Source organism: Gordonia sp. SL306 (assembly GCF_026625785.1).
Classification (GTDB): Bacteria; Actinomycetota; Actinomycetes; order Mycobacteriales; family Mycobacteriaceae; genus Gordonia.
In genome coordinates this window covers 2,889,181-2,907,322 of sequence record NZ_CP113063.1, presented here as the reverse complement: position 1 = coordinate 2,907,322, position 18,142 = coordinate 2,889,181, and the positions used below count along the sequence as shown (strand labels likewise).

At 69.0% G+C, this 18,142-nt stretch carries 16 protein-coding genes; 7 read left to right on the top strand and 9 right to left on the bottom strand.

The features are described from left to right. Positions 1–42 precede the first annotated feature (42 nt). From OVA31_RS13275 to OVA31_RS13265, 3 genes are all read right to left on the bottom strand, one after another. Positions 43–477, bottom strand: a complete 435-nt coding sequence (locus tag OVA31_RS13275; protein ID WP_324290094.1) for a DUF6802 family protein — start codon at positions 475–477, stop codon at positions 43–45. A 154-nt stretch (positions 478–631) separates the two neighbouring features. Continuing rightward, positions 632–2,116 carry a hypothetical protein gene (locus OVA31_RS13270; protein WP_267627116.1) on the bottom strand — a complete coding sequence of 495 codons (1,485 nt, stop codon included), beginning with the start codon at positions 2,114–2,116 and terminating at the stop codon, positions 632–634. Then, positions 2,113–3,018 carry a hypothetical protein gene (locus tag OVA31_RS13265; protein WP_267627115.1) on the bottom strand — a complete coding sequence of 302 codons (906 nt, stop codon included), beginning with the start codon at positions 3,016–3,018 and terminating at the stop codon, positions 2,113–2,115. The genes OVA31_RS13270 and OVA31_RS13265 overlap by 4 nt, the downstream gene beginning before the upstream one ends. 82 nt (positions 3,019–3,100) lie before the next feature. On the opposite strand from OVA31_RS13265, the gene trmB reads away from it, so the two are divergent. The 4 genes from trmB (at position 3,101) to OVA31_RS13245 (ending at position 9,046) form a co-directional block, all read left to right on the top strand. Then, complete coding sequence (trmB, locus tag OVA31_RS13260; protein WP_267627114.1) at positions 3,101–3,880, top strand: tRNA (guanosine(46)-N7)-methyltransferase TrmB; 780 nt, start codon at positions 3,101–3,103, stop codon at positions 3,878–3,880. 11 nt (positions 3,881–3,891) lie between these two features. Then, positions 3,892–4,635 carry an NYN domain-containing protein gene (locus OVA31_RS13255; RefSeq protein WP_267631517.1) on the top strand — a complete coding sequence of 248 codons (744 nt, stop codon included), beginning with the start codon at positions 3,892–3,894 and terminating at the stop codon, positions 4,633–4,635. A 147-nt stretch (positions 4,636–4,782) separates the two neighbouring features. Continuing rightward, entirely contained in the window at positions 4,783–7,992 is a 3,210-nt protein-coding gene (locus OVA31_RS13250; protein WP_267627113.1) for an MMPL family transporter, read from the top strand. A gap of 175 nt (positions 7,993–8,167) precedes the next feature. Continuing rightward, complete coding sequence (locus OVA31_RS13245) at positions 8,168–9,046, top strand: universal stress protein (RefSeq protein ID WP_267627112.1); 879 nt, start codon at positions 8,168–8,170, stop codon at positions 9,044–9,046. Positions 9,047–9,068: 22 nt separating this feature from the next. Here OVA31_RS13245 and OVA31_RS13240 read toward each other — a convergent pair whose 3' ends face one another. The 3 genes from OVA31_RS13240 to OVA31_RS13230 all read right to left on the bottom strand — a co-directional run bounded on the left by OVA31_RS13240 (position 9,069) and on the right by OVA31_RS13230 (position 12,254). Then, the gene (locus tag OVA31_RS13240) at positions 9,069–9,698 is read right to left on the bottom strand and encodes a response regulator (protein WP_267631516.1); all 630 of its coding nucleotides are present in this window, start codon (positions 9,696–9,698) and stop codon (positions 9,069–9,071) included. A gap of 77 nt (positions 9,699–9,775) precedes the next feature. Beyond that, the gene (gene macS, locus OVA31_RS13235; RefSeq protein WP_267631515.1) at positions 9,776–10,939 is read right to left on the bottom strand and encodes a MacS family sensor histidine kinase; all 1,164 of its coding nucleotides are present in this window, start codon (positions 10,937–10,939) and stop codon (positions 9,776–9,778) included. Positions 10,940–11,003: 64 nt separating this feature from the next. Next, entirely contained in the window at positions 11,004–12,254 is a 1,251-nt protein-coding gene (locus OVA31_RS13230; protein ID WP_267631514.1) for an AI-2E family transporter, read from the bottom strand. A gap of 139 nt (positions 12,255–12,393) precedes the next feature. On the opposite strand from OVA31_RS13230, the gene OVA31_RS13225 reads away from it, so the two are divergent. Further along, positions 12,394–13,536 (top strand): lysylphosphatidylglycerol synthase transmembrane domain-containing protein, encoded by a 1,143-nt coding sequence (locus OVA31_RS13225; protein WP_267627111.1) that lies wholly within the window; start codon positions 12,394–12,396, stop codon positions 13,534–13,536. Between the two features lie 5 nt (positions 13,537–13,541). After that, positions 13,542–13,991 carry a DUF3054 domain-containing protein gene (locus tag OVA31_RS13220; RefSeq protein ID WP_267627110.1) on the top strand — a complete coding sequence of 150 codons (450 nt, stop codon included), beginning with the start codon at positions 13,542–13,544 and terminating at the stop codon, positions 13,989–13,991. Here OVA31_RS13220 and OVA31_RS13215 read toward each other — a convergent pair. Then, complete coding sequence (locus OVA31_RS13215; protein ID WP_267627109.1) at positions 13,984–15,630, bottom strand: NTF2-like N-terminal transpeptidase domain-containing protein; 1,647 nt, start codon at positions 15,628–15,630, stop codon at positions 13,984–13,986. The two genes, OVA31_RS13220 and OVA31_RS13215, sit on opposite strands and share 8 nt — an antisense overlap. 153 nt (positions 15,631–15,783) lie before the next feature. On the opposite strand from OVA31_RS13215, the gene OVA31_RS13210 reads away from it, so the two are divergent. Continuing rightward, positions 15,784–16,530: a pirin family protein gene (locus OVA31_RS13210; protein WP_267627108.1), complete on the top strand. Its 747-nt coding sequence runs from the start codon at positions 15,784–15,786 to the stop codon at positions 16,528–16,530. Between the two features lie 67 nt (positions 16,531–16,597). On the opposite strand, the gene OVA31_RS13205 is transcribed toward OVA31_RS13210, so the two are convergent. Beyond that, positions 16,598–17,332 (bottom strand): sterol desaturase family protein, encoded by a 735-nt coding sequence (locus tag OVA31_RS13205; protein ID WP_267627107.1) that lies wholly within the window; start codon positions 17,330–17,332, stop codon positions 16,598–16,600. A 29-nt stretch (positions 17,333–17,361) separates the two neighbouring features. Further along, positions 17,362–18,105 (bottom strand): FadR/GntR family transcriptional regulator, encoded by a 744-nt coding sequence (locus OVA31_RS13200; protein ID WP_267627106.1) that lies wholly within the window; start codon positions 18,103–18,105, stop codon positions 17,362–17,364. Positions 18,106–18,142: the final 37 nt, after the last annotated feature.

The window sequence follows — 18,142 nt, the reverse complement described above, 5'->3', positions numbered from 1 at the left end:
GCAAGAGCTCGCAGCCGCCGATTCCTCGAACGTGAGGGAGCCTCAGCCCAGTCGCCCGGTGTCGGTCGGCACCCAGGCGCCGCTCTGGGGGTCCAGAGTGCGCGAGGAGAACATGCCCTGCGCGTCGATCTCGGTGATCTTGTCGACCTGTCCGTCGTGGTCGGAGTCGGTGTAGACGGTCATCCCACCGGCACCGCTGCGGGTGAGTGAGTCCCGCACGCCGTCGTCGTCGGTGTCGACATCGGCCGGTCCGAGATCCCAGACCCGCCCGTCGGAATGCATCCACAGATGGTCCTCGGGTGACGTGGTGTCGCCGAGGTCGTCGGTGGGCGTGAGGTCGGTGGGCGTGAGGTACACGACGTGCCGCGCCGCGAACGAACCGTCGTGGTCGACCGTCACGCGATCGGGATCGCCCGATTCATTGCCGCCGAACCCGTCCCCACCGAACGGGTCGCCACCGAGAAATGACATGTCCATCTGCGCTGCCTCGATCCGGTCTCGTTCGGTCCTGCTGGTTTCGATCCTGAGTCATTCGATCCTGAGTCATTCGGTCCTGAGTCATTCGGTCCGCCCCGCCGCACACCACCGTGATGGTAGGACGCAGCGCGCACCCGATCGGTTCCGATCGTGCTCAGACGTCCGCGTCGTCGCCGCCCAGCGCCTGTGCGAGGGACACGAGTTCGCGATGCGTGCCGCGCAGCCGGCCGAGCTGGTCGCGCCGATCCCGCGTCGCCGATCCCGACCGCAGGTCGCGCAGTCTCACGTCGATCTCCGCGACCTCCGCGGACACCTGTCGCGAGCGTCGTTCGTGGAAACGGGTCACCTGGCTGGCCAGATGAGGTTCGGCCGCGGCCAGCCGCAGCCCCACCCGGTGTTCGAGCCGCCCGCGCGTCTCGTTCAGCGCGTCGCTGCTCCAGCCACGCAGGTCGGCGCGCAATGCCGTGGTCCGGCGCACCCGGATCACCAGTGCGGCGACAACGACCCCGAGCAACAGTGTGAGCGGCATGCTGACCCACTGCAGAGTCTGCACCGACGCCATCGGCGCGACGATCAGGCGTCCCACGCCGAGCCCGGTCGACGCGCCGATCAGGACCAGGAGGGCGTCCTCGCCGCCCCGCCGGCCGGACGGCACCGCCCGCCCGAACGGTGGATCGGGCGCCCGATCATCCGGATCGGTGCGGGGTTCGGCGTCGACCTGGGCCTCGATGCCGACGAGCGTCGCCGCCCGCACCTCGTCGATGCGCTCGTCGGTCGCGTGATCCACCCGGTCACGCAACGCTGCCACCTCGTCGGTGAGCCAGCGGACATAACCGTCGACGGCGGCGCGCTTGAGGGTCGCCGACCGCGCCGTCGCCGCGGCGGCGAGACCGCGGGTGCCCGCGGCGACGTCCGCGAGCGACTCGCTGCGTGCCCTCGCGAGCCCGGCGCGCGCCGCGGCGAGCCGGTCCGCGCGACCCCGGTCTCGGGATTCCAGCAAAGCCCGCCGACGATCGGCCAGCCGATCGAGCGTCTCCGACGCCACATCGGGATCGATGGCCCGCGTGAGTCCGTCCAGAGTTCGTTCGACGGCCCCGAGCGCCGCGGCGACCCGCACCCGTTCGCGCCGGGCGTCCGACGGCGCCGCGAGACACTCGGTGATCCACTCCATCAGGGCAGGCACCCCGGACTCGTCCGCCGCCCCCGACAACGCGGCCGCCGACGAGACCGCGAACACCGGGAGCTGCTCGAACGGGTCGAGCAGGGCGCGGTGCGCGCGCAGGATGCGGGGCCAGTCCCAGAAGGCGTCGATCTTGGACCCGACCAGCGCGACGATCCCGAACCGCGACCGCAGTTCGTCGACCGCCTGCTTCTCCTCGTCACCGACCGACGACGACGGGTCGACCACCATCAACGCGATGCCGACCGACACGTCGTCGACGCGGCGGCCCCAGCGTCCCTCGACCGCGGGCGACATCGGATCCACCACCCGGCACGCCTCGATCAGGCTGGTCACCCCGGTCCCACCGATCCCGTACACCGCGACTCCGGTTCCGTTGCCTGCCAGGGCCGCGGCATCGAATCCGGTCAGGCCGTGGACATGGGAGACGGCGTCCGGCACGGACGGCGCGGTGCTCACGCCACCTCCCCGTCCCGCAGCAGCTGTTCGATCACGTCACGGTCCCATCCGCGGGCGGCGACGATCTCCAGTCGAGACCGCAACTCCGTCAGCCGCCAATACCGGACCAGGTCGACCCGCTCCCGGATCGATGTGACGAGCCGGTCGATACCGCTCTGTCCCTGCAGGGCCGTGTTGAGCGCCGCGACGTCGGCCTGGTCGTCGGCGGCCAGAAGGTCCAGCGCGACCTCGATGCCACGCCGATCGACGCGGCGCAGCAGACCGGCGCGCAGGACCCGCTCGTCGCCGTGGAACGGGCCGGCGCCATCCGGCGCCGGTTGCCCGGTCAGGGTCGGGGTGAGGAACTGCCCCGACATCGACGGCATCGTCTCACCGGCAGCGACCAGGCGGCGCAGGAGGTCGAACTCGTCGTCGGTCAGATCCGCGCAGGCCAGCAACTGCGACACCACGAGCACGGGCACGCCGAGGTGTTCGGCGCACTCGGCGGCGACGTCGGCGGCGGCCTCCGGGGATCCGTGGGTGTCCGCCTTGCCGAGCACCACCACCGTGCGATCCGCAGGCATCTGCGCGAGCGCCGTCCGATCCGCAGCTCGCGGCGGTCCCGACAACACGTACATCCACAGATCGGCGGTCCACGGATCGGCGGAGTGGGCATCCCCATCGGCCTCGCCCGGGCCGATCGCCGTCACCGACAACCGCTCCCGCAGCACACGGGCGAACATGTCGCGCCCGGTCCCGGGCCGGCCGCCGACCTGGACCTGCAGGGGCCGGCCGTAGCGACGAACCGCCACGTCGAGCTCGGCACGAGCCGGCGACGACGGGTCGACGAGCGCCACCAGACGACCCGACTCGACGACCCGCTCCAACGCGTTCGTCGATGGGGTCATCGGGGCGTGCGACATGCCTCGCAATCTAGCGTCCTGGCGCTCGCGCCGTGCCGCTGACCGGCGCAGAATCCGTGTCGGCTGTTCTCGGCGGGCACCGATGCGCAACGATGGACCGGTGAGCGAGAGTCTCGATCAGTCACGTCGCTATCCGCGGGTCACCAGTTTCCGGTTCCGTCGCGGCTCTTTGACGTCGGGTCAGCAGCGGAATTGGGAAACCCTCTGGCCCCGATTGGGCCGCGACCTGGCCATCGGGGTCGACCGGGTTCCGGAAGACGCCGTCGACCTTCCCGAGTTGTTCGGCCGCGACGCCCCCGTCGTCCTGGAGATCGGCAGCGGTACCGGCGTCTCGACCGCCGCGATGGCCGAGGCCGAACCCGACGTCGACGTGCTGGCGGTTGAGGTCTACAAACCCGGACTCGCCCAGCTGCTCGGACTCGTCGACCGTGGCGGACTGACCAACATCCGGATGGTCCGCGGCGACGCCGTCGTGGTGCTCACCGAACTGTTGCGGCCGCAGAGTCTGACCGGGATCCGGGTGTTCTTCCCGGATCCGTGGCCGAAATCACGGCACCACAAGCGCAGGCTGGTGCAGAGCGGCACCCTGGAGCTGATGGCCGACCGCCTCAAGCCGGGCGGCGTGCTCCACATCGCCACCGACCACGCCGGCTATGCGGAGTGGATCGCCGAGCATCTCGCCACCCAGCGCCCCGATCGGCCACACGTGATCCAGCTGACCCGGGACGCACCGATCCTGCTGGACCGGCCGACCACCAAGTTCGAGGGCCGCGCCGAACGCGAGGGACGCGGGGTCAACGAGTTCGTCTACGTCCGTCCGGATCTCCCCACACCTCCAGCCACCGAAGGCGGCGACGCATGAGCGACGACTCTATGACACCGGAGATCATCACTCCCCCACCGGTTCCGGCCACCGGAAAGGGATTCTCGGAGACCATCGCCGGCCAGAGCGCCGCGTCGCGAGTCCTCCTCGTCTGGGACGCCCCCAACATGGACATGGGACTCGGGGCCATCCTCGGCGGACGCCCGACCGCGGCCTATCGTCCGCGCTTCGACGCTCTCGGCCGCTGGCTGTTGCAACGAACCGCGGAGATCTCCCAACACACCGCCGCCCCCTCGAGCAGCCAAGCGCCTCCCGGCCCCCCGAGGAGCGAAGCGTCTCGAAGGGTGGAGCCCGAGGCGACGGTGTTCACGAACATCGTGCCGGGCAGCGCCGACGTGGTGCGGCCCTGGGTCGACGCACTGCGTAATGTCGGATATGCGGTTTTCGCGAAGCCGAAGCTGTCCGACGACAGCGATGTGGACGCCGACATGCTCGACCACATCGAACTTCGCAGGCACACTGTGGGACTAGCTGGCCTGATCGTCGCCTCGGCCGACGGACAAGCATTCCGGGAGCCCCTGCTCGACGTCGTGTCGGACGGCATACCGGTCACCGTGATCGGGTTCCGCGAACACGCCAGCTGGGCATTGACCACCGAAGAGTTGGAGTTCGTCGACCTCGAGGACATCCCGGCCGTGTTCCGTGAGCCGCTCCCGCGCATCGGGCTCGACTCCCTGCCCGACGACGGGGCGTGGCTCACACCGTTCCGACCGCTGCAGGCACTCCTGCACTGATCACCGACACGACGTGTCGACTCAGGGACAACTCAGGACGGCCTGACAGAATCAACGGTCATCCGTCGATGCGACAACGATCGACGAACCCGTACCAACGACCCCGACCCGACGAACCAGATCCCGCGACGAGGAAGGAACCACGGCGTGTTCGGAGCCATCGGCACTTTCGTCTATCGAATGCGCTTTGCCGTCATCGGCGTACTCATCGCCCTCATGGCGGGGCTCGGACTCTACGGCCTCGACCTGTCGAAGCATCTCAGCCAGAGCGGCTGGTTCGATCCGACGTCGGAGTCGTCGCAGGGTTCGGTCGTCGCCGACACCGCGCTCGGCCGAGATCACCGCTCGGACGTCATCCTGCTCATCACCCCGCCCGCGGGCACCACGGTCGACGATCCGGAGTTCGGCGCGAAGGTGGAGAACTTCGTCGACGACCTGATCTCCCAGCACGGCGACGTGGTCAATCGCGAGGATCCGGGCCTCATCGACCCGTTCTACCTGCGTGACCAGAGCGCAACGTCGAAGGCGGCCCAGGACACCATCCGAGACCGGACATTCAGTCCGGACAAGACACATGCGTTCATCAGTATCGGCGTCAAGGGCGACGACGACACGACGGTCCTGCAGAACTACAAGACGATTCAGCCGTCCTTCGACAACATCCCGGAGAGATTCAACCTCGAGGGGACGAATTTCGAGCTCGCGGGCCTACAGCCGGTGGCAGGCAGCATGGCCGACGGCATGGACAAGGACATCCACCGAGCCGAGGTGATCGCGCTGCCCTTGGTGGCGATCATGCTCTTCTTCATCTTCGGCGGTGTGGTCGCCGCGTGTCTCCCCGTCCTCATCGGCGGTCTCACCATCGCGGGCTCGCTGGGCATCATGAAGGTGCTCGCCCAGATCACTGAGCTCAACATCTTCGCCCAGTCGGTGGTCACCCTGATCGGGCTGGGCATCGCGATCGACTACGGCCTGTTCATCGTCAGTCGTTTCCGAGAGGAACTCGCGGAGGGATACTCCACCAAGGCCGCGGTACGAAGAACCGTGATGACCGCGGGACAGACCGTGGTGTTCTCGGCGACCATCATCGTCGCCGCGCTGGCGTGTCTGCTGATCATGCCGCAGGGCTTCCTGAAGTCGGTCGCCTACGGCGCGATCGCCTCGGTCTCGCTCGCCGCCATCCTGTCCCTCACGGTGTTGCCCGCGATCCTGAGCATCCTGGGCAAGCGGATCGACGCGCTGGGTCTGCCCTTCTTGCGCCGCACCAAGACCCGCCAGGAGGTCGAGGACGGCTTCTGGGGCCGCCTGTCCGGCTGGGTGATGCGCCACCCGATCGCCACCGCGGTCCCGACAGTGCTGATCCTGCTCGTGCTGACCATCCCGTTCGGCGGCATCAAATTCGGCGGCATCAGCGAGGCCTACCTGCCGCCCGACAACCCGAACCGGGTCGCCCAGGAGAACTTCGACAAGTACTTCCCAACCGAACGCACCGAAGAGATCAAGCTGGTCGTCGCGTATGACCCGAACGACAACGACAGCGGCGACAAGATCAACGACATCGCCGACGAGGCCAACAAGATCCCGGGCTTCACCAAACAGTTCAGTCCGTCCGCCGACAGCGGCGCGCTGACCGGCCAGTACGGCGACAACGGGCCGCCGGTCATCCAGATGTCGGCCGGTCTGGTGAACCGTGACACCGCGGCCGAGGCCATCAAGGAACTGCGCGGCATCGACACGCACGGCCTGAAGATGTGGGTGGCCGGTACCCCGGCACTCACCCAGGACTCGATCGACGCGCTGATGTCGCGGCTACCGCTGATGGCCGTGTTGTTGGTGCTGGTCACCGGATTCCTCATGTTCCTGGCATTCGGGTCGGTGGTGCTCCCGATCAAGGCGGCGCTGATGTCCGCGCTCGGCCTCGGTGCCACGCTGGGCATCCTCACCTGGATCTTCGTCGACGGGCACGGTGCCGGGATCGCGAACTTCACGCCCGGCCCGCTGTTCGCCGCGGTCCTGGTGCTGATCATCGCGATCGTGTTCGGCCTGTCCACCGACTACGAGATATTCCTGTTGTCCCGAATGGTGGAGGCCAGACAGAAGGGCGCGTCCACCACCGAGGCGGTACGCGTCGGTACCGCACACACCGGTCGCATCATCACGGCCGCCGCGGCGATCCTCGTGGTGGTCACCGGGGCGTTCGGCCTCTCCGAGATCGTGATGATGAAGTACATCGCGTACGGCATGATCGCAGCGCTCATCCTCGACGCCACGATCATCCGCATGCTCCTGGTGCCGTCGGTGATGAAACTCCTCGGCGACGACTGCTGGTGGGCGCCCCGCTGGATGCGTGTGCTCCAGCAGAAGATCGGCCTGGGCGAGACCGTCCTCGACGACGAGCCCGACGAACTCCGTGACGGTGTCGCTTCCGCCCGTTCGCGGTCGGTTGGCACGTTGGCTGCCGAGGCCCCCACCTCGGCGATGTCGGCCGCACCCCGAGCGGTTGCGCGTCCGGAGACCGCCGCACGTGCGACGACGCGCCCGGAACCGAACCGGGCGGCGGCACAGCCCGCCCGGACCGTTGCCCAGCCTGCTCAATCAGCTCAACCGGCTCAGGCGAGGTCGAACCGTCGGGCACCGGATCGCGGGGCCCCCGCTCCCGGCCGCCCGCCTGCACCCCGCCCCGACATGGCTGCCGAACCACAACCGAGCGCACCCGCAGCCGCAGCGAGCGGGGCGCGCGTCGGCCCGTCCGCGCCGCCCTCGGGCCCGCAGGGACGGCCCGCCACCGCACCCCCGGCCCCGGCAGCGCCGCCTGCCCCGCGCCTCGGGCGGACCGCGCGCGATCGTTCGTCGGGACCGGACACCGGTAGCTGGCGTCTCGGCGCCGGCGGTATCCGCCTGGCCTCCGACGAGCCGGCCCGCCCGTCGGCGTCGCAGCCGGCCACCGTCCGTCCGTCCGGACCGCCGCCGCAGCCACCGCAGCAGCCGCGGACGCCACCCGGCGTCCCGACATCGCGTCCCGGTCCCGGACCGGTACCGCCGCAGGCGAACCCGGGCCGCGACGATTCACCGCTCGGTCGGCGTCCCGCGCTCGACACCACCGGCAAGCGTCCGCTGGCCGCGTCGTTGTCGCCCGAGGGGCACCGCTCCGCTTCGCCGTCGCCGACGACGCGCTCCGGCGGGTCGCCGATGGAACGCGGCCTGAGCGACTCGCATCCGTCCGCCGACGGCGACGAACGTCCGTCCCAGGACGGTCGGCGCCGAGGAACGGACCGGCACGCCCGGTCGGACGCCGACGGGGACGGTTCGCAGATCAGCGTGCAGGACCTGTTGCGGCGCAGTCGTTCGGACAGCTGAGCTCCCCGGAGTCGTCAATCACGCGCGGCGCGACCGCCGATCGGGTTACGTTTGGCTCGAGGGGTCGTACACCGGGTGGGTCGCGGCCCCCGCACGAATCGCATGACCGTCGTCAGAAGTCGACGACGGAGCGGGGGGACCTGACGGCCCGACCTGCAAGCGAGGAGGCACTCACATGTCCGCGTTGGATGTACCGATCGTCGCAGCGGTGGACGGTTCGGAAACGTCACTCGGAGCGCTGCGCTGGGCGGCCGCGGCGGCCAACCGGGAGAAGCGGCCGCTGAACATCGTGCAGGCACTCGAGAAACCCACCGCCGAGATCGCCCGCGGCGTGGTGTTCAAACAGGGTGTCGTCGACGCTCTGCGCGCCGACGCGGAGAAAGTCGTCCAGGACGCCACCACCCTCGCCGAGGAACTGGCACCGGACGTCATCACCACGGGCCGCGTCGTCGACGGCAAACCCGCACTCGTGCTGCGGGAGGTCTCGGGCCACGCACACCTTCTCGCGATGGGCAGCCGCGGCCTCGGTGGGGTGCGGGGCCTGCTGCTCGGCTCGGTCAGCACCAACGTGACCGCCCATGCCGACTGCCCGGTCGTGGTGATCAGCGGAGATTCACCGGCCACCGGACCGGTGGTGGTCGGCGTCGACGGTTCGCCGGTGTCGAAGGCAGCGATCGTGCACGCGCTCGAGCAGGCGTCGTTGTTGAACACCTCCGTCGTCGCCGTACACAGCTACCCCGGGTTCACCAGCCAGATGTTCTACGGCCAGGCCGAACAACTGCTGCGGCAACTGCACGAGGAAGCCACCGAGTTGGTGGGCGAACAGTTGGCCGGCCATCGCGAAGACCATCCCGACGTCGAGGTCGAAACCGTCGTCGCCGCCGAGCCGGCCGCACAGCGCATCCTCGAGGCCGCTGGTGACGCACAACTCGTGGTGCTCGGCAGCCGTGGCCGCGGCGGGTTCCGCGGGTTGCTGCTGGGCTCCACCAGCCGAGCCGTCCTACACGTCGCGCCCTGCCCGGTGATGATCGTCCGGAGTCACCCGGAGACCTGACCGTCGGGGCGCAGCCGACCCCTCACTCGTCCAACCCGTGCTCGATCGCGTACCTCGTGAGCTCCACCCGGTTGCCGAGTTGCAGCTTGCGCAGCGTGGCCTGCACGTGGTTCTCGACGGTGCGGTGGCTCAGCGACAGCCTCGTGGCGATCTGCTTGGCGCTCAATCCTTTTGCGACATGACGCAGCACCTCGGTCTCCCGATCGGTGAGTGACGGCCGGAGGTGACCGGGATCCGGTTCGGCCGACATCCTCCGGTACTCACCCAGGATCAGGCCCGCGAGTCCCGGCGTGAACACCGCCTGACCGTCGGCGATCGCGCGCACCGCGGCGACCAACTCCGCCTTCGACGACGACTTCACGAGATATCCACTCGCCCCGGCCTTGACGGCCTCCAGGACGTCGTCGCGCTCATCGGAGGCCGACAGCACCAGCACCCGTGACGACGGCGACACCTCGAGCACGGCCGTCGTCGCATCCGCGCCGGTCCCGTCCGGCAACTGCATGTCCATCAGTACGACGTCGGGCGTCACGGCGCCGGCCCGACGCCGGGCGCTGCCGACGCCGTCGGCGGTCGCGACCACCTCGAAGCCCTCGTCGGCGAGGTCCCGGGCCACGCCGTCGCGCCAGATCGGATGGTCGTCGACCACCATCACCCGGACCGTGCGGGCGGCCCCTGCGTCCGACGCAACGGTCCGTGCGTCGTCGGCCGTACTGTCCGTGCTCGCCATCAGGCCTCCCGCTCGACCGGAATCGTCAGTTCCCATTCTGTGCCGGCGCCGGGTCCGGAATCGAGTATCGCCGTCCCGCCGAGCGCCTCCACGCGGCCGATGATCGACGTCGAGATACCCATGCGACCCTGACTTTTCGCCTCCTCGACGCGGCCGGCCGGAATCCCGACCCCGTCGTCGCGCACACTCACCACCACGCGATCACCGAGATCCTCGAGCAGCACGAAGGCCTGCGCGCCCGCGCCGGCATGATGGCTGACATTGTCGAGCATGTTCCGTACCGCAGCCCGGATCTCCTCGGCGACAACGGTATCGATCACCACCGGTGTCGCGGGCGCGCTGACCGACACCCGCTCGGCAGCCAACCCACGCAGGATCACCCCGAGGTCGGCCACCGCGCGGTCGGTGCCGGTGCGTGAGACACCGGTGTCTGAGATGCCGATCCGTCCGGCGTCGGAGACCAATGTCCGCAACGCCCGCTCCTGCTCACCCGCCAGCTCGGCGAGTTCGGTGGTGGGACCGCCGATCTCCCGGCCGCGTTTCGCGATCAGCGCGAGTACCTGCAGCACCCCGTCGTGCACTTCGCGCGACAGCCGCTCGCGCTCTTCGGTGGCCGCGGCGATCCCGGCCGCCCGGACCAGGACGGCGTGGGCGCGCCGCGCGATCACGGCTGCGAGCCCGACCGCCATACCGGTGGCCACGATGATGATGATCGTCGCGTTGCGACCGAGGTTCAGGTCGAATGCGCCCTTCACGAATGCACTGGTGCCGCCGACCAGCAGACCCGACACCATGCCCCAGATCGGCCCGGCGAGCAGCGCAACCGAGATGACCGCGTTGACCGCCCACAGCGTGGTCGGCCAGGTCTGATTGTTCAGCGCCCACGACGTCTCGGCCACGTACGACGTGGTGAGCATCAGACCGCAGGCCACCGCGACCTCGGCCCCCACCCAGTACGGAGTGCGGCCGAAGCCCGCGTAATAGGCGATGCCGACGACGAGCGTCCAGGCCGAGAGCACACCGAACAGCGCCCATGCCACATCGTCGTGGAGGAGGTCGTCGTTGACGGCGATCTGGAATCCGAGGGCGTAGAGGTAAGAGAGGAACCGGAACAGCTGCGCGGCGCGCCACAACGGGCCAACCGGGTCGGTGTCGGCCTCCATGGCGAGCCGGCGCGCCCGGCCGGGGTCACGCGGTTCGGTCACGCGACGGGAGATCACCTGCGTCTCACTCGTCGTCGCGGGGCGTCTGCTCCGTGGACGGCACCTCGTCGGTCGTGTCCGACCGCCCTGACGGATCCTGCCGGTCATCCTCCCCCGACTCCGCCTCGTCGACGGCGGCCCGGCGATCCCACTTCGGCTCGTCGGGCTCGGCGGTGTAGAGCCGGCCGGTGGCGCCATCGTCGTGCTCGCGTGCCCGCGCCGCGCTGCCGGCCAGATGCCGGACCGCGGTGTTGCCGAACGCGATCAGCGGCACCGCGAGCAGACCTCCCACGATGCCCGCGGAGACGATCCCGGCCGCGATGGCGAGCACCACGGCAACCGGATGAAGCCGCACCGACCGGCCGAGCAGGAACGGCTGCAGCACATGACTCTCCACCTGCATCACCCCGACCACGATGGCCAGGGAGATGACCGCCGCGATCCAGCCCTGGGTGACCAGGGCGACCACCACCGCCAGAGTGCCGGTCACCAGCGCGCCGACGATCGGGATGAAGGCCCCGAGGAAGACCAGCGACGCCAGCGGAAGCGCCAGCGGGACACCGAGAATCGCCAGGCCGACGCCGATGCCCAGGGCGTCGACGAACGCCACCGCCACCGTCGCGCGCACATAACCGACGAGCGTGCCGAACCCGGCGGTGCCCGCGGCGCGCACCCGACCACGGGTCCCGTGCGGCACGAGCTTGGTGACGAACGTCCAGATCTGTCCGCCGCCGTAGAGGAAGAAGATCAGCAGGAACACCGTGAGCAACGCGCCGGTGACGATCTCGGTGGCCGTGGTGGCGGTCGCGAGGGCACCGCTGGTGACCTTGTCCTGGTTGTGCTGCAGGAAATCGGTGATGTCGTTGCCGATGTTGCTGACCTGGTCGTCGTCGACCTTCAGCGGGCCGTCGACCAGCCAGTCGCGCGAGCGGTCGATGGTGACGGTGATCTGCTTGGTCAGTTCGGGAAAGCCGCGGATGAACTCCTGCACCACGAATGTCATCACCAGGCTGAGCAGACCCAGCGCCACGACGATCGTGATCAGCACCGCGAGTGACCGGGGCACGCGGTGACGATCGAGCCAGTCCACCACCGGCACCAGCATGGCCGCGCCGAGAATCGCCAGGGCCACCGGCACCAGCACTTCCTCGAACTCCTGGAAGGCCATCAGCAGCACGTAGACCACGGCCGCGATCACCAGCAGTCGCCAGCCCCATTCGGCACCGGCCCGAACCAGCGGATGGACCTTCTCGCGATCGACGAGGGCCACGTTCAGGGGGCTCCCGGGGCGGCTTTCACCATCACCGTCGGCACGGACCTGGGCGCCTCGGTCGCGGGCATCATCATCCCGCGCGCGGCCGGCGGTGTCGGCATCGCTCACAGCTGCCAGCCTAGCTGTGGATATGGTGTGGGCTATGTCGACCGACAGACCAGAAGCGGGGCGCGTCGCGCCCCGTCGGCGTTTCTGGTGGCTGCGGTGGGTGTTGCTGGCCGTCGTGGTGGCTGTCCTGGCCGTCGAGGTGGTACTGATCTCGCCCAGCCTGGAAGAGGCGTGGCACCGGATCGGCGACCTCGACTGGGTGTGGATCCTGGCGAGTATCGTCGCCGCGCTCCTCTCGATGGACAGCTTCGCCCAGGTACAGCGCGCGCTGCTGCGATCCGCGGGTGTCCGGGTCACCCAGTGGCAGTCTCTGTCGGTGGTCCTGGCCTCCAATTCGGTGAGCCAGACCATGCCGGGCGGGCCCGTGCTGTCACCCGCGTTCGTGTACCGGGAGACCCGCAAATGGGGTGCCTCCCCCGTGGTCGCGTCCTGGCAGGTCGTGATGTCGGGTCTGCTGGCCGGTGTCGGGCTCGCGGTGCTCGGCTTCGGCGGTGCACTCCTCGCCGGTGCCAAGACCAGTCCGTTCTCCGTGTTCTTCTCCGTCGTCGGGTTCATCGCGGTGGTCGTGGTGTTCCAGTACCTCGCCAGCCACCCCGAGTCGCTGCAGAGCACGCTCCTGCGCATCCTCGACTGGCTGAACCAGATCCGCAACAAGCCGAAGCACCACGGACACGAGCGGGTCGTCGAAGTCCTCGAGCAGCTGCGCGCCGTCCAGCTGTCCCGGCGCGATCTGACGATCTCGTTTGCCTGGAGCATGTTCAACTGGGTCGCCGACGTCGCCTGTCTGGCGTTCGCCTGTTGGGCGGTCGGTGCCCATCCGGGCATCGCAGGACTGATGGTCGCCTACGCGGCCGGTAAGGCTGTGGGCACCGCGATACCACTCCTGCCCGGCGGGATCGGCGTGGTCGACGCCGTCCTGGTGCCTGCCCTGACCAGCGCGGGGATGCCGGCCGCCGACGCCATCACCGCGGTCCTGGTCTACCGGCTGATCAGCTACGTACTGGTCGCGGCGATCGGCTGGGTCGTGGTGCTGGTGATGTTCCGCAACAGCTTCCGCAAGGGCGAGACGCTCGAGGAGGAGCTGGAACGCGACATCGACGACGGTATGCCGGATCAGACGACAGAGCCCGACGCGGGCGGGGAGAGTTCCCGCAGACCCGACGACCCGCTACCGTGACAACCATGTCGAGGTCCACGCCTGTCGCCGCGGACACCGCCCCGACGTCGCACCGGTCGCTGCCCATGCCGGCGACCGCAGTGATCGACCTCGTCGCGGTGACCGTGTTCGTTCTCATCGGGCGGTCCAGCCACGAGGAAGGTCTCGCGGTCGTCGGGATTCTCCAGACGCTGTGGCCGTTCGCGGTCGGCGCGGCCGCCGGCTGGTCGATCGCCTACGTGTTCTCCCACGTCCGGTCGAGCGACTGGTTCGGCCACGACTTCCGACCCGAGCAGATCGTCCCCGCGGGCGTGGTCATCTGGTTCTGCACCGTCGTGGTCGGCATGATCCTGCGCTACCTGCTCCACCAGGGAGTCGCGGTCAGCTTCATCATCGTCGCCACCATCTCGCTCGGCGTCTTCCTCATCGGATGGCGTGCGGCCGCCGGGTTCGTCGCCCGGCGCCGGACTACCTGATCCGGAAGTACTTCTGCGCGACCTGCAGCGCAGCCGTACCCGACTTGTCGCCCTCGCAGTAGATCACGAGAACCTTGCCGCCCTGCAGTCCGAGGAACCAGCCCGGCCCCTGCGGGCCATTGGTGCCCACGAGTGCCCGCAGACCGGGCGCCCCGGTCAGGTCGCTGGCGTCGCCGGTCTTGGCGGTGGTCGCCATCGCCTGCAGGATCGGTGCCGTCGTCGCGGCGTCGAGTTCGCCGAGTTTGCCGCCGACGATGTTGGTCGGTGCACCCTTGATCACAAACGGCGGCACCGAGCTCATCTGGCCCATCGAGCTGCGCGCCAGCGCGACGCCCAGTGCGCCCATGTTCATGATCGAGGCGTTCAGGTCACCCGGGCGGAAGTCCACCGTGGTCACACCCGGCTGATCGGCCGTCGGCGCGCTGGCACCGGGGACGGTGAACTGCACACCGAGACCCAGCCGATCCATGATGGCGTCGTTGGATTCCTGGTTGGCCGTTGCCGTCCGATCGACCTCGCCAAGCACGGGATTCAGCGTGCTCCCCACCGGATGGACCGAATCGGCGTTGATGCCCCGTTCGACGGCGTAGCTGTTCTGGGCCATACCGAGGATCGCCCCGCTGCCGGCGTCGAGGGCCATGATGGTGGCGGGCTGCCCGACCTCTACGGCCGCATCACCCAGGGTGAGCTGCAGGTTCTGGTCGATGGTGGTGTCCACGCTCGGTCCCGCCGGGCCCTGTTCGCCTGCCAGCTTGCGGGGCTTGATGCCCGGACCGACCATCTGGACCTGCCACCCGGCGGTGGCGTCGCGGATCGCCTGCCAGTAATTGGCGAGACCGGGCTCCAGCGGCGACGACAGCCGACGGTCGGCCATCACCAGTTTGCCGGCCTTGCGGACGGTCACGCCCGCAACGTTGGCGGGGTCGGAGGTCATGACCTGCATGTCGGGGTCACGCAGCGTGACCGCGGTGACCGGTTTGCCCTGGGACTGGGCGAGCTTCTCCGAGATCACCTGGGTCGTCACCAGCGGCGCGATGGGCGCGAGGGTCCGGGCCAACGCACGCGCGGACTGGTTGACGTCCTTGGTCCGGTTCGGATCGAGAATGATCTCGTTGACCGGCTGGAGGTACATGAAGGTCTTGCCCGACTGGCTGCGGACCGTCGGGGCCGGAGTCGCATCGGTGCGGATCTCGCGCAGCTGACCGCCATAGGGCAGCCCGGGATAGATGATCGACGGTTCCCAGGTGAGTTTCCACCCGGTGGACAGGTGCCGCGCAGTGCCCGAGCTGGTCGTCACGAAGGTGCGGTCCTTGGCCCATCGCCACGTCGTCTTCAAGGAGAAGGACGCGGTCCCGTCGCTGTACTCCACGGGTTTCACCACGTTCACGTCGACGTGCTCGGCGTTCATCGCCTGCAGCGTCTGTGTCAGCGCCTCCCCTGCCTGTCCCGGCGCAGTGGTGAACCCGGCAGCGCCACCGGCGTCCTGCCGTTCCATCGCGGCCGCGAACTGTCTGGCCGCACCGGCCACACCGTCGTCGTCCCCGCCGCCGATGCCACATGCGCTGAGCACGACGACGGCGACGCTGCAGGTTGCCGCTGCGCAGGCCATCTTCGGCGCACGCTTCGCCCAGATCTTCATAGTCTCAATTTTCACTCTTGTCACACTGGATTTCGATGCCGCCAGCTTCCATTCGGGGATCCGAGCGGTCACGATCGGGTCTCGGAGTTCTGACGACGTGACGGGGGCCATAGACGACGGCGTCGCCGGAGCGGAGTCGGCCCATAATGTGGCATGGACTTTCGAGTGATTCCGGCCGGAGACCGTGCGGTAACGACGACCGAGTGGCTCACGTCCCGCCATGCTTTCTCCTTCGGCGATCACTACGACCCATCCAACACCCATTTCGGTGTCCTGTTGGTGAATAACGATGAAATCGTCGCCCCGGGTGAAGGCTTCGTTACACACCCGCACCGCGAGTCTGAAATCGTCACGTGGGTCACGTCCGGTTCACTGGTTCACCAGGACTCGCAGGGCCACTCCGGAATCGTCTATCCCGGACTGGCACAACGGATGAGCGCCGGAACCGGGATCGAGCACTCCGAACGCAACGACCGTTGGGCACACCGCGCGCAGGCCGGTGTGGCGCCCGTCCGTTACGTGCAGATGTGGGTGATGCCCGACGAGCCGGGTCTCGCTCCCTCCTACGACCAGCGTGACGTCGACGACGAGCTCACGCCGGGCCGTCTGGTGGCGATCGCATCGGGCGACCCCGCCCGCGATTCGGCCATCCGGATCGCCAACCGGTCGGCCACCCTCTACGCCGCCCGTTTCGCGGCCGGGTCGTCGGTCGACCTGCCCGCAGCACGGCACACCCACCTCTTCGTCACCCGCGGCACCCTCGACCTCGCAGGCACCCGCCTCGATGAAGGCGACGCGGTCCGCGCAGGCGACCTCGGTGGTGAGCCGCTGACAGCGCGCACCGACGCCGAAGTCCTCATCTGGTCGATGGATCGCGACCTGCGCGACCTGATGTCCTGACCCGCCGACAGCAACCGAATTCCCACCGACGGCAACAGCATTTCCGTCGAGAGCAACCGAGCCTGCCCTACGGCACGGTGTCACGTCCGTGCAGATTCTTTGCGGTCGGCGATTTCGGCACCGACTCCGGGTCCGGATAGGTGCGCAGCAGGCGATCGGCCGTACCGGAGGTCGTGACGGTGAACCAGTAGTGCTCGTTGCGGTAGTGATGGAAGCGGTGATTGCGCCACGTGGCCCGGTACAGACGCGAGCGCGGCCGGTAGTCCGTGTGGATCAGATAATGCGTCCATTCGTAGACGATGCCGAGCGCCCCGAGGACGACGAGGAAGGTCAGTCCCCGCTCGACGCCACGGAATCCGAGGAACGCGACCGCGAGCGCCGCGATCAGCACCGGGATCAGGGCCCGCCAGGGAATGAAGATCAGCGGGATGTCGCGCGGATCATTGTGGTGCTCACGGTGTTTGCGCGCCAGCAGGGTGTCGAGCGTCACGGGCCCGAGCCGTCTGGGACGCCAGTGCAGGATGAAGACGTGGATCAGCCACTCGGCCACCGGGAACACCGCGAGCATCACGACCGGCACCAGCAGGTCCGCCGGCCCCCACCCGCCGACCCACACCCGGGCGACCACCGCGCCGACGAGTAGTCCGGCGATCATCCACGGCGACGGATGCCGCACGAATTCACCGAAGGCCGACCGTAATGTGACGTTCCGGCGACTCGTCCGTAACCGTTTCTCGTCGGCATCGACGCGGCGACGCGCCCGCACCCCGACGGCAGCGGTCTCCTCGACCGAATCCGACATCTGCGGTTTCCCTGTACTTCCCGATGGATTCATGGCTGCGTGTCCGAGGTGCCCGACGACTCGACAAGCGCCTCGCACAGTTCGAGGAGCGCCGCGGTCGCCGGCGCGAGCAACGCGCGGGCCGCGACGTCGGCGTCCGACGACCGGCGCCCGGCGATCGCGTCGACCACGGCTCGATAGCCCGTGACGTTGCCGACCTCGGGTTCGAGCACCGCCGCGAGTGCGGGCAGCGCCGGCTCGTAGGCGGCTCGTAGCGAGTTGTACATCAGGCGGAACGTGATCGAATCCGACGCGTCGATGACGCGGCTCCAGAACTCCAGCGCGACAACCTGTTGGGCCACCGGGTCGGACTCGGCCGCGAGCTCCTCGACGCAGGCCCGGAGGGCCTCGACCTCGTCGTCGCCGGCCCGCTGCGCGGCGAGTTCGGCCACCTTCGGCCCGATCAGGGCCCGAGCCTCGACGATCGACCGCACCACCCCGGGGACCAACTGCCCGTTCCGCACCAGAAGTCGCGGCAGCAGATCGAGTCCGCCGGCCGCAACCGGATCGAGCACACGGGTGCCCTGCCCCTGCCTGATCGACACGAGTCCGGCGCCCGCGACCCGGCGCAGTGCTTCCCGGACCGCGGGCCTCGACACCCCGAGCACCTTGGCGAGTTCTCGTTCACTGGGCAGCGTCTCGCCTGCCCGGAGGTCTCCCGACAGCACGCCCTCGACGATCTGCTCGTACACATCCTCGGGCACGCTGCGCGGTGCGATCGGCTCGAACGGCATGCGCCTCACGGTACGAGCCTGCGGTCAAGTGGTCAAG